Annotated in this window: 12 protein-coding genes and 1 pseudogene; 4 read left to right on the plus strand and 9 right to left on the minus strand. The window is 64.9% G+C overall.

Annotated features, from left to right (window positions below):
- Positions 1-49: 49 nt before the first annotated feature.
- Both LR961_RS03850 and LR961_RS03855 read right to left on the minus strand, forming a co-directional pair.
- Entirely contained in the window at positions 50-901 is an 852-nt protein-coding gene (locus LR961_RS03850) for an ABC transporter ATP-binding protein (protein WP_232147131.1), read from the minus strand.
- 49 nt (positions 902-950) lie between these two features.
- Positions 951-2,063, minus strand: a complete 1,113-nt coding sequence (locus LR961_RS03855; protein ID WP_232147132.1) for an ABC transporter permease — start codon at positions 2,061-2,063, stop codon at positions 951-953.
- Between the two features lie 83 nt (positions 2,064-2,146).
- Here LR961_RS03855 and LR961_RS03860 point away from each other — a divergent pair, with 83 nt between their 5' ends.
- Positions 2,147-3,424 (plus strand): threonine/serine exporter family protein, encoded by a 1,278-nt coding sequence (locus tag LR961_RS03860; protein ID WP_232147133.1) that lies wholly within the window; start codon positions 2,147-2,149, stop codon positions 3,422-3,424.
- 62 nt (positions 3,425-3,486) lie between these two features.
- Here the strand turns inward: LR961_RS03860 and LR961_RS03865 are convergent.
- The 3 genes and pseudogenes from LR961_RS03865 to LR961_RS03875 all read right to left on the minus strand — a co-directional run.
- Positions 3,487-3,873 (minus strand): annotated as a pseudogene (locus tag LR961_RS03865) (H-NS histone family protein); the annotation flags it as partial.
- Between the two features lie 151 nt (positions 3,874-4,024).
- Positions 4,025-5,719: a proline--tRNA ligase gene (locus tag LR961_RS03870; RefSeq protein WP_232147134.1), complete on the minus strand. Its 1,695-nt coding sequence runs from the start codon at positions 5,717-5,719 to the stop codon at positions 4,025-4,027.
- A 173-nt stretch (positions 5,720-5,892) separates the two neighbouring features.
- On the minus strand, positions 5,893-6,285 hold the full coding sequence (locus tag LR961_RS03875) for a DUF4124 domain-containing protein (RefSeq protein WP_232147135.1): 393 nt from the start codon (positions 6,283-6,285) through the stop codon (positions 5,893-5,895).
- 82 nt (positions 6,286-6,367) lie between these two features.
- Here LR961_RS03875 and pssA point away from each other — a divergent pair, with 82 nt between their 5' ends.
- Genes pssA through rimI form a run of 3 tightly spaced genes read left to right on the plus strand, consistent with a single transcriptional unit; the run spans position 6,368 to position 8,090 of the window.
- Entirely contained in the window at positions 6,368-7,147 is a 780-nt protein-coding gene (gene pssA, locus LR961_RS03880) for a CDP-diacylglycerol--serine O-phosphatidyltransferase (RefSeq protein WP_232149183.1), read from the plus strand.
- Positions 7,148-7,203: 56 nt separating this feature from the next.
- Positions 7,204-7,593, plus strand: a complete 390-nt coding sequence (locus LR961_RS03885; protein WP_232149184.1) for a DNA polymerase III subunit psi — start codon at positions 7,204-7,206, stop codon at positions 7,591-7,593.
- On the plus strand, positions 7,593-8,090 hold the full coding sequence (rimI, locus tag LR961_RS03890) for a ribosomal protein S18-alanine N-acetyltransferase (protein WP_232147136.1): 498 nt from the start codon (positions 7,593-7,595) through the stop codon (positions 8,088-8,090). The genes LR961_RS03885 and rimI overlap by 1 nt, the downstream gene beginning before the upstream one ends.
- Positions 8,091-8,125: 35 nt before the next feature.
- On the opposite strand, the gene LR961_RS03895 is transcribed toward rimI, so the two are convergent.
- The 4 genes from LR961_RS03895 to LR961_RS03910 all read right to left on the minus strand — a co-directional run bounded on the left by LR961_RS03895 (position 8,126) and on the right by LR961_RS03910 (position 12,995).
- On the minus strand, positions 8,126-8,950 hold the full coding sequence (locus LR961_RS03895; RefSeq protein WP_232147137.1) for an EamA family transporter: 825 nt from the start codon (positions 8,948-8,950) through the stop codon (positions 8,126-8,128).
- A 557-nt stretch (positions 8,951-9,507) separates the two neighbouring features.
- Positions 9,508-12,333, minus strand: a complete 2,826-nt coding sequence (locus tag LR961_RS03900) for a valine--tRNA ligase (RefSeq protein ID WP_232147138.1) — start codon at positions 12,331-12,333, stop codon at positions 9,508-9,510.
- Positions 12,334-12,365: 32 nt separating this feature from the next.
- Positions 12,366-12,557 carry a YqaE/Pmp3 family membrane protein gene (locus LR961_RS03905; RefSeq protein ID WP_232147139.1) on the minus strand — a complete coding sequence of 64 codons (192 nt, stop codon included), beginning with the start codon at positions 12,555-12,557 and terminating at the stop codon, positions 12,366-12,368.
- Between the two features lie 12 nt (positions 12,558-12,569).
- Positions 12,570-12,995 (minus strand): DNA polymerase III subunit chi, encoded by a 426-nt coding sequence (locus LR961_RS03910; RefSeq protein WP_232147140.1) that lies wholly within the window; start codon positions 12,993-12,995, stop codon positions 12,570-12,572.
- Between the last annotated feature and the right edge of the window lie 16 nt (positions 12,996-13,011).

Genomic DNA, 13,011 nt, shown 5'->3' on the forward strand with positions numbered 1-13,011 from the left:
TGAGTCGCGTTGCAGAAAGATCAGGTGAAGAAGCAAGGGCTGGGCGGTTTCAATTGCCTGCCTCCGGTTTTGAAGCCTCGCCGCGCGCGGCGCGGGCCCTCGGCCCGTGGAAGTACTCGCGAATCCATGGGTGGTCGAGTTGTTCGATTTCCGGCAGTGGTGCGCAGGCGATCACCTTGCGGTCGGCCAGTACCGCCACGCGGTCACAGATGGCGTAGAGCGTGTCCAGATCGTGGGTGATGAGGAAGACGGTCAAGCCCAGGGCTTCCTGCAGGGTCTTGATGAGGTGGTCGAACGCGGCCGCGCCGATTGGGTCCAGGCCGGCAGTGGGTTCGTCCAGGAACAGCAGCGGCGGGTCCAGCGCCAAGGCGCGGGCCAGCCCGGCGCGCTTGCGCATGCCGCCGGACAACTGCGAGGGCAGCTTGTTGATGGCATCGGCAGGCAGCCCCGCCAGTTTCACCTTCAGCAGGGCCAGTTCGTAATGCCAGCGTTCGTCCAGCTCCGGGTGGTGCTCCTTGAGTGGCACCTGCACGTTCTCTCCGACGGTGAGCGAGGAGAACAGCGCGCCGTCCTGGAACAGCACGCCGGTATTGCGCTCGATGCGCAGCCGGTCGGCCGGGTTGTCGGAGCGTGCATCAATACCCAGCACCTCCATCTGCCCGGCATCGGGCCGGCGCAGGCCCAGGATGGAACGCATCAACACCGACTTGCCGGTGCCCGAGCCGCCGACCACGCCGAGAATCTCGCCACGACGCACGTCCAGGTCCAGTCCTTCGTGCACGACCTGACTGCCGAAACGGTTGACCAGCCCGTGCACGCGGATGGCGGGCGTGTCGATGGCCGCATTGGACTGCAGGTCGATCACCGCATCACCTTCGGACAGCGCAGCGACCGACGCCATGCGCCTGCAGCGGATCCCCGGGCGGGAATTTCCAGTTCCGGTTTCATCGTCACCAATCCATGTGCATGAACCACAACGCCGCCAGGGCGTCGAGGATGATGACCAGCGAGATGGTCTGCACCACGCTGGAGGTGGTGCGTTCGCCCACCGACTGCGCGGTACCTTCGACCTTGAGCCCTTCCAGGCAGCCGATCAGGGCAATGATCATCGCAAATACCGGCGCCTTGGACAGTCCCACCAGGAAGTGCCGCACTTCCATCGTTTCGTGCATGCGCGCCAGGTACATCTGCGGCGGTATTCCCAGGTCGAAGGCGCCGACGGTGACGCCGCCGGCCAGGCCGGCGAGCATCGCAATGAAGGTCAGCAGCGGCAGCATGACCAGCAGCGCGATCACGCGCGGCATGACCAGCAGGTCGATCGGGTCCAGCCCGAGGGTCTGGATGGCATCGATCTCCTCGCGCGCCTTCATCGCACCGATCTGCGCGGTGAAGGCGCTGGCGGTGCGGCCGGCGAGCACGATGGCGGTCAACAACACCGCGAACTCGCGCAGGAAGGCGATGCTGACCAGTTCCACCACGTAAATCTCGGCGCCGAAGTCGCGCAGGATGGTCGAACCCAGGAATGCGATCACCGCGCCGACCAGATAGGAAAGCAGGGCGACCAGCGGCACCGCATCAAGGCCGACCTGTTCCATCTGGCTGACCGTGGCAGTCAGACGCAGGCGCCGTGGTTGGCGCAGCAGGCGGGCCATCTTGCTGAGGTTCTCACCCAGGAAGTTGACCAGCACCACAATATTGCGACCGATGGCCTGGACCGAACGACCCAGCCGCTCCAACGCCGCCGCAACGCCGTAGTCGCGCTGCGGCTTGGGGCGTTCGTCGGCGACTTCCTCGATGGTGCAGACCAGGGCCTGGTGTTCTTCGCGGAACAACAACGTGTCGTCAGCCAGCCCGGCCTTGTGCGCGAAGCGCAGCAACAACAGCACGCCGGCCGAATCCAGTTTGTCGATGCCACGGGCATCAATGCCGGCAAACGGTGCCGGGCTGGCTTTCAGCGCCTCGACAGCGTGCAGGGCAGTGGCCAGCGTCCAGCTGCCGGAAAGCCGCAATTGGCCTTCGGCCCCCGATTCGTGGGCGCAGCTGGGCGGTGAAGTGTCTGTCATCGTAGGCATCCGTTGCCGAGAATAACCTGTGATCCGTTGCACACGGATGAGTATTGCATCCGCTTCGAGCGATACTAGCGCGCATGTCTGCCGAAACCATCGCTCCCGTTCCTGTCGCGGCGCCTGCACCGGGCCGGGCGACCTACGCTCAACGCGTGGCCTTTGTTTCGGAAATGGCCGGGCGATTGCATCGCTACGGGACCACCGCGCAGCGGCTGGAAGCGGCGGTGGTGGCGTTGGCCCAGCAGCTGGATCTGGATTGCGAGCCGTGGTCCAATCCGACTGGCCTGATCCTGAGTTTCAGTGACCCGACCCAGGCCATCGGCTCCAGCGACATCACCCGCGTGATCCGGCTGGGCCCCGGCGACACGGATCTGCACAAGCTGGCGATGGCCGACCAGATTGCCGATGAGGTATCGGCCGGGCGGATGAGCATCGCGCAGGGACATACTGCGTTGCGGCAGCTGGACAAGGATCCGGGCCTGCGCGGCAAGATCCAGATGCTGTCGTCCTTCACCCTCGGCTCGGCCGGCGTGGCCGGGTTGTGGCGGCTGCCGTGGCTGGATATCGCCACCGCTGGCGTCACCGGGCTGTTGATCGGTCTGATGCTGTTCTATACCGACCGCCGTGTGGCCACGCGCGAAGCCAGTGATGCGCTGGCGGCGATGCTGGCGGGTTTTGTCGCCGTATTGGTGGCCAGTTTCATCGGGCCGCTGAACCAGAACTCGGTGATCATCGCCTCGCTGGTGGTGTTGTTGCCGGGCATGTCGCTGACCAATGCGGTGAACGAACTGGCCAGCCAGCACTGGGTATCAGGCACTGCACGGTTTGCCGGTGCGCTGACCACCATCATGAAACTCACCGTGGGCGCGATGATCGCGGTGACCATCACCGAGTTGATCGGGCTGGAGCCGCTGGTGCGGGCGTCTCGTCCGCAGTCGGACTGGGTGGAATGGGGGTCGGTGCTGGTGGCCTCATTCGCCTTCGCGATGCTTTTCCGTGCCAGCCGCCGCGATTATCCATGGGTAATGGCCGCGTCGCTGGCCGGTTATGCCATTTCCCGTTATGGCGGGCAGCATTGGGGTGGCCCGGCCGGGATATTCCTGGCGGCGATGCTGCTGACTGCTGCCGGCAATCTGTTCGGCAGGTTGGTGCAGAGGCCGGGGGCGATCATCCGCCTGCCGGGCATCATCATGCTGGTGCCCGGCAGCATCAGTCTGCGCGGTGTATTGAGCCTGGCCCAGCAGCAGAACGTGAATGCCGGTGAATCGGCGCTGCTGACCGTCGTGAATGTGGTCATGGCGTTGGTGGCCGGCTTGTTGTTCGGCAACCTGCTGGCCCCGGCGCGCAAGAATCTGTGATGTTTGAATAAATAAAAACACCGGCTTGCGCCGGCGTTCTAGTTAATTGGTAATTCCGATTACTTTTGAATCAGGAATTCTTCCGCCTTGCGGCCCTGCTTGGTGTATTCGGCCAGCCAGCGCGGCTGCTTGCCGCGGCCGGTCCAGGTTTCATCGGCATTGGCCGGATTGCGATACTTCGGCGCGACCTTGGGCAGCTTGCGACCGGCCTTGGCGGAGGTGCCCTTGGCGGCCTTGCTGGCCTTGGGCGCGCGGCCGGTTTTGGTTGCCGGTGCGCCGACGTCAAACAATTCTTCGATGGTGTAGCCGGCCTTCCTGGCCGCAGCGATCACCTGGGCGCGGGCCTTGGCAATCGGCTGGCGCTTGGCAACGATGGTCTTGCGCTTCTGCGCATCACGAATCAGGGTGCCCAGCTCTTTGGCCGACAGTCCGCTCAGGTCGATACTCATCTAATTACTACTCCGGATAATGGGGGTGGGTGAGCGCCATTCCGTGGCAGCGTGGCAAAGCATAGCGGGCAACTTGCTCAAATGACAAACCATTATCGCCGTTGGGCTGAATCCGCAAATGAAAAGGCCGGGATATTCCCGGCCTTCTCAATTACCCGATAATTTTCTTCAATACCGCGCTCTGGTCGAGATTCTCCGCCTCGCTGGCAGTGCGGGCCCGGTATTCAAACGTGCCGGCGGCCAGGCCGCGCTCGGAGACCACGATGCGGTGCGGGATACCGATCAGTTCCATGTCGGCGAACATCGCGCCGGGGCGCAGGCCACGGTCATCCAGCGCAGCGTCCACGCCGGCAGCCTGCAGTTCGGCCAGCAGCGCTTCAGCGGCGGCGCTGATGGCGGGATCCTGTTTCGGGTTGATCATGCAGACCACGGCCTGCCACGGTGCCATCGCAACCGGCCAGATGATGCCGGCCGCGTCGTTGTTCTGTTCGATGGCGGCGGCGACGATGCGGCTCACGCCGATGCCATAGCAGCCCATCGCCATCACTGCGGCCTTGCCGTTCTCGTCGAGCACGGTGGCCTTGAGCGCTTCGGCGTACTTGCGGCCCAGCTGGAATACGTGGCCAACCTCGATGCCGCGGGTGATCTTCAGCTCGCCGCCATCGCGGGCGAGGTCGCCTGCCTTGACGTTGCGGATGTCGGCCACTTCCGGCTCTGCCAGATCGCGGCCCCAGTTGACGCCGGCGATGTGGAAGCCCTTTTCATTGGCACCGATGACGAAATCGGCCATAGCCGCCACATCGCGGTCGGCGACCACGCGGATGGCCTTGCGCGGATTCAACGGACCGAGGAAGCCCGGTTCGGCGCCGAGGTGGTCGGCGATCTCGGCTTCGCTGGCCATGCGGTAGTCGGCCAGGCCAGCCACCTTGGCCAGTTTGATTTCATTGACGTCGTGGTCGCCACGCACCAGGGCCAGCACGAAGTCGTCTTCGGTGGTCATCACCGCGATCGACTTGACCGTGCGCAGCAGGGCAATGCCCATCAGCGCGGCCACTTCTTCACAGGTCTTCTGGGTGGGCGTGTCGATTTTGCGCAGTTCTTCGCTGGCAGCCGCGCGCGGTGCCGGATCGGCGGCAATGGCCGCTTCGACATTGGCCGCGTAATCCGAGCCGGTGGAGAACACCAGCGCGTCTTCGCCCGAATCGGCGATCACGTGGAATTCCTGCGAGGCATCACCACCGATCGCGCCCGAATCGGCCTGCACCGCGCGGAACTCCAGCCCCAGGCGGGTGAAGATGCGGGTGTAGGCGGCCTTCATGTTTTCGTATTCGGCGACCAGGCTGGCGTCGTCCAGATGGAAGGAATAGGCGTCCTTCATCAGGAATTCGCGCGAGCGCATCACGCCGAAGCGCGGGCGGATCTCGTCACGGAACTTGGTCTGGATCTGGTAGAAGTTGACCGGCAGCTGCTTGTAGCTGGACAGCTCCTGGCGCGCGAAGTCGGTGACGGCTTCTTCGGCGGTGGGGCTGTAGCAGTATTCCTGCTCCTTGCGGTCCTTGATCTTCAGCAACTGGCCGCCGAACTTCTCCCAGCGCCCGGTTTCCTCCCACAGCTCCTTGGGCTGGATGGTCGGCAGCTGCATTTCCACCGCACCGGCGCGGTTCATTTCCTCGCGGACGATGCCTTCCACCTTGCGCAGCACCCGCAGGCCCAGCGGCGACCAGGTGTACAGGCCCGAAGCCAGCTTGCGGATCATGCCCGCGCGCAGCATCAGCTTGTGGCTGATCAGCTCGGCGTCGGCGGGGGTTTCCTTGGTGGTATGCAGGTGGAAGCGGGAAAGACGCATGGGGAAGGCTTCGCGAAACGGCGGAATCGCCTATTTTGCCAGCCTTGTCGCCTGCCGGGGGATGCTGGCTGAAGCTTCCCCTCTTCGCGCCCCGGCCCTTGCGCTGGCGCACAGGCGCCCAACGGGCTGCAGAGCCCCTCTCCCCTGCGGGATAGGAGAGGAGCGGCGGGCTCTCAGCTCTTGGCTGGCGACTTGCAGTAGGCGGCCACGGTCGATTCGGCCAGCTGCTTCTGCGCGGCGCGCTGCTCGGGAGCCAGTTCGGCATCGGGGGTGCCGTCTCCGTCGCTGTCGTGCATCAGCCGGCTGTTGGTGGCCAGTAGTTCCAGATTGCGGCGGGCGCCCAGGCACATGGCCGACTCCTCTTTGTCGCCGGTCGTCGCAGCTGACGTCGGGGGAGCAGGGGTACCGCTGGTGCTGATGGCGCGGGTTTCGTACTGCTGGCCGGTCGGCGGACGCTCGGAATACTGGGTCACGCCATTGGCGTCCTTCCATTTATAGAGGTTGCCTGCGCCGGCAGAGGCGCTGGCGAGCAGCAGCAGGCAGCAGAAGCGGGGCAGGGCGCGCATGGTGACTCCGGGCAATGAATCGGGGCAGGTCACGATTGCAGCACCCGGTGACGTGGCTGGCAAGTCGATTAAACTGCCCGGTATGGACGAAATGAGACCACCACCGCGTTCGCGCAGCATTTATCTGCTGCCGAACCTGTTCACCACCGCCGGCCTGTTTGCTGGCTTCTACGCGATCATCGCCGCATCCAATGGCGACTTCGAAGTTGCGAGCATCGCGGTGTTCGTGGCCGCGGTCATGGACGGGCTGGACGGGCGCGTGGCGCGCCTGACCGGCACCAGCAGCGAATTCGGCGTGCAGTACGACTCGCTCGCCGACCTGGTCAGTTTCGGCATGGCGCCGGCCCTGGTGATGTACCACTGGGCGCTGTCCTCGCTGAAGTTCGATGGCGAGATCCTCGGCCGCGTTGGCTGGTCGGCGGCGTTCTTGTACGCGGCCTGTGCCGCGTTGCGCCTGGCCCGCTTCAATACCCAGGTCGGCACGGTCGACAAGCGCTGGTTTGTCGGCCTGGCCAGCCCGGCCGCCGCCGGCCTGATGATGTCCTTCGTCTGGGCGTTCGCCGATGGCAACCTGGGCTGGAGTGGCGAAGAGCTGCGCTACGTGGCGCTGGCGGTGACGATTGTCTCCGGCCTGCTGATGGTCAGCCGCATCCGCTTCTGGAGCTTCAAGGGCGGCAGCGAGAAGGGCCCGCGCTCGGAGCGGGTGCCGTTCCTGGTGCTGGCGCTGGTGCCGATCATCATCGCCATCATGGTGCTGGACCCGCCGCGCGTGCTGTTCGCGGTGGGCGTGGTCTACGCGCTGTCCGGCCCGGTGATGTGGCTGCTGCAGCGCTGGCGTCAGCCGGCGGGCAAGGTGCAGTGAACAACGCAGCGCCCGCGTCATTGTGGTCGGCCGAGCAACAGGCCTGGTTGCAGGCGATGGGCTACAGCGTCTACCTGGAAGGCGGTGCGCTGGATGCGCCGCCGCCGGAAGTCGCCGCGCCGGCGGTGGTAACGATCGAGAACGTGCCGGCTCCGGTGCGTTCGCAACCGGCACCACCGCCACGTCGTGAACCGGCAGTACAGGCACCGCCAGCACCCAGTACGAGCGCCAGCAGGCCCGCCGCCGGGACGGCGCGACGCAGTGGCGGTCTGCGCTTGCCGGATCGCCTGCAGATCGCGCTGCTACGCGCTTCCGGTTGTGATCCCAACGATCCGCAGACGCGGGCGCTGATGGACAGCTGGCCGCTGGCCGAGCTGCGCGCAAATCCCGCCGCCAAGCGTGCGCTGTGGCCGCAGTTGCGTGCATTGCGGCGGACACAGCGGTAATGAACGCGCGGGCCCGGGAACCGCGATCGATGATGCGGCCGATGTTCGAGGACGACCTGGACGCGGTGATGGACGTGGAGCTGCGCGCCTATCCGTTCCCCTGGACACGCGGCATCTTTCTGGATTGCCTGCATGCCGGTTATCCCGGCCGCGTGTTGTTGCTGGATGGCGTCATCGCCGGCTACGGCATGCTGAGTCTTGCTGCCGACGAGGCGCATGTGCTCAACGTGTGCGTGGACCCGCAGGTGCAATCGCGCGGGCACGGCAGGCAGTTGCTGCGCGAACTGGTGCGGCTGGCGCGGGTGCGCGGTGCGGTGCGGGTATTCCTGGAAGTGCGGCCTTCCAATACGTCGGCCATCGCGCTGTATCACAGCGAGGGATTCAACGAGATCGGCCGCCGCCCGCGTTATTACCCGGCGCAGAGCGGCCGTGAGGACGCGCTGGTGATGGCGATGGAGCTGGTGGACGACGACATCACCACGATGCCGCCGCTCTGACTCAACGGGCTGCTGCCGAATGCCGGCGCTGACACTCAGCCCAGCCGCAACAGCAACACGCCGACGACGATCAGTACTGCGGCAAGCATGCGGCGGCGACTGATGCGTTCCCTCAGCAGCAAGGCTGAGATCAGCAGGGCAAACAGGATCGAGGTTTCGCGCAATGCGGCGACGACTGCCACGGGCGCCTGTGTCATGGCCCACAGCGCGATGCCATACGAAGCAGTGGTGCCGATGCCGCCGATCAGTCCGCGCGCCCAGTTGTCGTGCAGATACGATTGAAGCTGCGCGCGCCGCTTGAACAGAGCCCAAAGTGGCAGTGGCAGGCCGGATAGCAGGAACAGCCACAGCGTGTAACTGAGTGCATGACCGGACCGGCGCGCCCCCTGCGCATCGACCAGTGTGTATGCGGCGATCAGCAGCGCGATGAACAAGGGCAGCTGGATGTTGCGGCGATTGCCGCTACCGGCCATGCACAGGATGCCGGTGCTGACCAGGGCGATGCCGGCCCAGCCGCTGATGGGCAGATACTCGTTGAACACAACCGTGCCGGCCAGCGCCACCAGCAATGGCGCGCAGCCGCGCATCAATGGATAGGACAGGCTCATGTCGGCGGCGTGATAGGCGCGGGCGACCAGCACGTAATAGCCGGTCTGCAGCAGCGCCGATACCGCCAGCCACGGCCAGCTTGCTGGTGCCGGCAATGGCAACCAAGGCAGCACCAGCGCAGACAGCAGTGCTGCCCAGCCGGTGACCAGGATCGTGGTCAGCAGTTTGTCGCCGCCGAGTTTGACGATGGCGTTCCAGCTGGCGTGCAGCAGGGCGGCGAACAGGACCGCGCAGAAAATCCCCAGTGACATCCGGTGTTGGTTCCTTGGCTTGCCGAAGGAGGGTAATGGGAAAGGTGGGAAGCCCAAAGCCCCCCTCATCCGCCCTTCGGACACCTTCTCCCGCGCGCGGGAGAAGGGATGCTGCCGGCTTCGGAAATAGCCTGCATTCCGCGCGCCCGTCCTGCGCTCGGTGACTGAGGCGAGCGCTCTGTTCGTTAATTCCTTTTCTCGCATGCGGGAGAAAGGGGTAATTGGTTTTGGAGGCGGTCTGCACTCCGCATGCTCCGGCCACTTTCGGTGGCTGGAGGCGCGAGCAGCCCTCGATAGCTCCCTTCCTTGCTGGCAGGAAAAAGGGGCGCTATTGGCTCCGGATACGGTTTGCACTTCGCATGCTCCGACTATGTCCCGTAACTGAAGGCGCAAGCAGCACTCCACAACTCCCTTCTCCCGCCTGCGGGAGAAGGTGCCCGGAGGGCGGATGAGGGCGCTTTGCTTCAATGCGTTGGGGGTTCATCCAAGCCAACGAACGAACCGCAAACGAAAACGCCGCCCGGAGGCGGCGTTTTCATTCAACGGACCAACACGCGTCAGAGCTTGGCGCGCTGTTCCTGCAGGCCTGCCAGCTGGCTGTTCCAGTCGGTCAGGCGCACGCGCTCCTGCTCGACCACCGCTGCCGGCACCTTGTCGGTGAACTTGGACAGCTTCATCTCGCTCTTCTCCCTTTCCGAAGAAACGCGGGCGATTTCCTTGTCCAGGCGGGCGCGCTCGGCATCCAGATCGACCAGGCCTTCCAGCGGCACCAGCAGCTTCAGCTCACCGGCGATGGCTGTCGCTGCCGGTGGGGTCTGCGTATCAGTGGCCAGCCATTCGATGCTTTCCAGCTTGAGCAGGAAGCGCAGCTGCGAGTTGAAGCGCTCCACGCGTGCCTTGTCGGTGGCCTGGCCACCCTGCAGCAACAGGCGCACCTGCTTGGATGGCGGCACGTTCAGCTCGCTGCGCACACGGCGCAGCGCGTTGACCATGGTCTTGAACCATTCCACATCGGCTTCGGCCTGCGCGTAATCGCCGGCGAACTCGTCGGCGGTCGGGTAGGCGCGCAGCGACAGCGTGTCGGCGCTGATGTCCAGGCGCGGCGCCACCTGCTGCCACAGCTGCTCGGTGACGAACGGAATCAGCGGGTGCAGCAGGCGCAGCACCGCTTCAAGCACGTACAGCAGGGTGTGGCGGGTGCTGGCCGCGTCTTCGGCGTTGTCGCCGTTGAGGGCCGGCTTGGTCAGCTCCAGGAACCAGTCGCAGAACTCGTTCCAGACGAATTCGTACAGCGCCTGTGCGAGCAGGTCGAAGCGGTAATCGGCGAAGTGCTGCTGCGCTTCGGTCGAGACCTTGGCCAGGCGGGCGAGGATCCACTTTTCGGCATCGGTACGCGGCTGCGGTGCGCCGGTGAAGCTTGCGCCCTCGGTGTTCATCAGGGTGAAGCGGCTGGCGTTCCACAGCTTGTTGCAGAAGTTCTTGTAGCCCTCGGCGCGGCTCATGTCGAACTTGATGTCGCGACCGTGGGTGGCCAGCGCGGCGATGGTGAAGCGCAGCGCGTCGGCACCATGGGCGATGATGCCGTCCGGGAATTCCTTGCGCGTGGCTTTCTCGATCTTCTCGGCCATCTTCGGCTGCATCAGGCCATGGGTGCGCTTGGCAACCAGGTCGTCGATGGTGATGCCGTCGATGATGTCCAGCGGGTCGAGCACGTTGCCCTTGGACTTGGACATCTTCTGGCCCTGCGCATCGCGGATCAGGCCGGTGAAATAGACGTCCTTGAACGGGATCTGGCCGGTGAAGCTGTCGCTGGCCATGACCATGCGCGCCACCCAGAAGAAGATGATGTCGAAGCCGGTGATCAGCACGTTCGACGGCAGGTAGCGGTCGAAACCGCGTTCGGCCATGGCCGCTTCATTCGGCCAGCCCAGCGTGGAGAACGGCCACAGCTGCGAGGAGAACCAGGTTTCCAGCACGTCGCTGTCCTGGGTCAGCACCACGTCGGCAGCCAGCCCGGCCTTGGCGCGTGCTTCGTCTTCGTTGCGGCCGACGTAGCAGTTGCCCGCTTCGTCGAACCATGCCGGGATGCGGTGGCCCCACCACAGCTGGCGGCTGATGCACCAATCCTGGATGTTCTCCATCCAGTGGCGGTAGGTGTTGATCCAGTTCGACGGCACGAACTTGATGCTGCCGTTCTCGACCAGCTCCAGGCCGCGCTTGGCCAGCCCGTCCATCTTCACGAACCACTGGTCGGTCAGGTACGGCTCGATCACCTGGCCGGTACGATCGCCACGCGGCACCTGCAGCTTGTGCGCCTTGGTTTCGACCAGGATGCCCAGGTCTTCCAGTTCGGCCAGGATCACCTTGCGTGCTTCGTAACGGTCCAGGCCGCGGTACTGCTCCGGCGCGTTTTCGTTGAGCGTGGCGGTCGGGGTGAACAGGTTGATCATCGGCAGGTCGTGACGCACGCCAACCTGGTAGTCGTTGAAGTCATGTGCCGGGGTCACCTTGACCACGCCGGTGCCGAACGCCTTGTCCACGTAATCGTCGCCGATCACCGGCACGCTGCGGCCGGTGATCGGCAGGGTGACGCTCTTGCCGATCAGGTGCGCGTAGCGGCTGTCTTGCGGGTGCACCATCACCGCGGTGTCGCCCAGCAGGGTTTCCGGGCGGGTGGTGGCCACGACCAGGTAGTTGCGGGTTTCGCGCAGGGTCTCGTTGCCGTCGGCATCGACTTCGACGTGCTCGTAGCTGGCGCCGTCTTCCAGCGCATAGGCGATCGACCACATGAAGCCGTCTTCTTCGGCGCTCACCACTTCCAGGTCGGAAATGGCGGTCTTCAGAACCGGGTCCCAGTTGACCAGACGCTGGCCACGGTAGATCAGGCCCTGCTCGTGCCAGCGGATGAACGACTCGATCACCGCCTCGCTCGGGCCCGGGTCCATCGTGAAGGTGCTGCGCGACCAGTCGGCCGAGGTGCCGAGACGGCGCATCTGGCCTTCGATCACATTGCCCGAATGCGCCTTCCACTCCCACACCTTGCTGATGAAGCCGTCACGGCCCAGCGAATCGCGGGTTTCACCCTTGCCTTCCAGCGCCAGATTGCGGCTGACCACCATTTCGGTGGCGATGCCGGCATGGTCGGTACCCACCTGCCACAGCGTGTCGTAGCCACGCATGCGGTGGTAGCGGATCAGCGCGTCCATCAGCGTCTGCTGGAAGGCGTGACCCATGTGCAGCGTGCCGGTCACGTTCGGCGGCGGCAGCAGGATGGTGTACGGCTCGCCCTTGCCGGACGGCTTGAAGTGGCCGGCCTTCTCCCACGCATCGTAAAGATCCGTTTCGAAGGATTTGGGGTCGTAGCTGGAGGCGAGTTGGGTCATGCGGGGGAACCGGGTAAAAGCGGGGAGGGAGATCAGCGGGCGCCGAGCGCGCGCTGGATCTTCTTGTCGGTGTGGTACTGGCTGACTGCGTAGGCAGCCCAGATGGCGGCGGGCAGCCAGCCGATCAGGGTGATCTGCAGGATCAGGCAGACGATGCCGGAAATCGGGCGGCCGATGGTGAAGAAGGCCAGCCATGGCAGCAGGATGGCAATAAGCAGGCGCATCGTCGTCGTCCTTTACATGTCGTGTTTGTTGAGCGCGTAGCCGGCGGCCTTGTACTGGCGCCAGCGCTCGCGCAGCGGTTCGCGCGCTTCCGGATCGGCCGGCACCACTTCCAGCACGCGGTCGCAGGCGCCGAGGTAGGGCGCATCGCGCAGGTTGATCACCAGCGGACGTTCCGGCGCATCAGCACCGGGAACGGCGATCAGCACGATGGCTTCTTCCTCGTCCACGTCCTCGCCCACGATCTGGTGCGGGATGTAGGCGTCCGGGTCGAACGACCACAACAGCTCGTCCAGTTCCTCGGCCTGGGCGGCATCGCGCGCCAGCACCAATGTGTACAGACCGCCATCGTTGGCCTTGCGCGCGAGTTCGCACACCAGCTTGAGTGGCTCGGTGAGAAAGCGCGGCTTGGCAATCAGATAGAAGTCGGCGCGGGACATTGGGTAACCGGAAAGA

This window comes from Stenotrophomonas sp. SY1, from assembly GCF_021202945.1.
Classification (GTDB): Bacteria; Pseudomonadota; Gammaproteobacteria; order Xanthomonadales; family Xanthomonadaceae; genus Stenotrophomonas.

What these genes read in the sequence shown, in the direction of transcription:
- LR961_RS03850 (WP_232147131.1), bottom strand. Translation starts at nt 901, where the DNA reads ATGGCGTCGGTCGCTGCGCTGTCCGAAGGTGATGCGGTGATCGACCTG.
- LR961_RS03855 (WP_232147132.1), bottom strand. Translation starts at nt 2,063, where the DNA reads ATGACAGACACTTCACCGCCCAGCTGCGCCCACGAATCGGGGGCCGAA.
- LR961_RS03860 (WP_232147133.1), top strand. Translation starts at nt 2,147, where the DNA reads ATGTCTGCCGAAACCATCGCTCCCGTTCCTGTCGCGGCGCCTGCACCG.
- LR961_RS03870 (WP_232147134.1), bottom strand. Translation starts at nt 5,719, where the DNA reads ATGCGTCTTTCCCGCTTCCACCTGCATACCACCAAGGAAACCCCCGCC.
- LR961_RS03875 (WP_232147135.1), bottom strand. Translation starts at nt 6,285, where the DNA reads ATGCGCGCCCTGCCCCGCTTCTGCTGCCTGCTGCTGCTCGCCAGCGCC.
- pssA (WP_232149183.1), top strand. Translation starts at nt 6,368, where the DNA reads ATGGACGAAATGAGACCACCACCGCGTTCGCGCAGCATTTATCTGCTG.
- LR961_RS03885 (WP_232149184.1), top strand. Translation starts at nt 7,204, where the DNA reads ATGGGCTACAGCGTCTACCTGGAAGGCGGTGCGCTGGATGCGCCGCCG.
- rimI (WP_232147136.1), top strand. Translation starts at nt 7,593, where the DNA reads ATGAACGCGCGGGCCCGGGAACCGCGATCGATGATGCGGCCGATGTTC.
- LR961_RS03895 (WP_232147137.1), bottom strand. Translation starts at nt 8,950, where the DNA reads ATGTCACTGGGGATTTTCTGCGCGGTCCTGTTCGCCGCCCTGCTGCAC.
- LR961_RS03900 (WP_232147138.1), bottom strand. Translation starts at nt 12,333, where the DNA reads ATGACCCAACTCGCCTCCAGCTACGACCCCAAATCCTTCGAAACGGAT.
- LR961_RS03905 (WP_232147139.1), bottom strand. Translation starts at nt 12,557, where the DNA reads ATGCGCCTGCTTATTGCCATCCTGCTGCCATGGCTGGCCTTCTTCACC.
- LR961_RS03910 (WP_232147140.1), bottom strand. Translation starts at nt 12,995, where the DNA reads ATGTCCCGCGCCGACTTCTATCTGATTGCCAAGCCGCGCTTTCTCACC.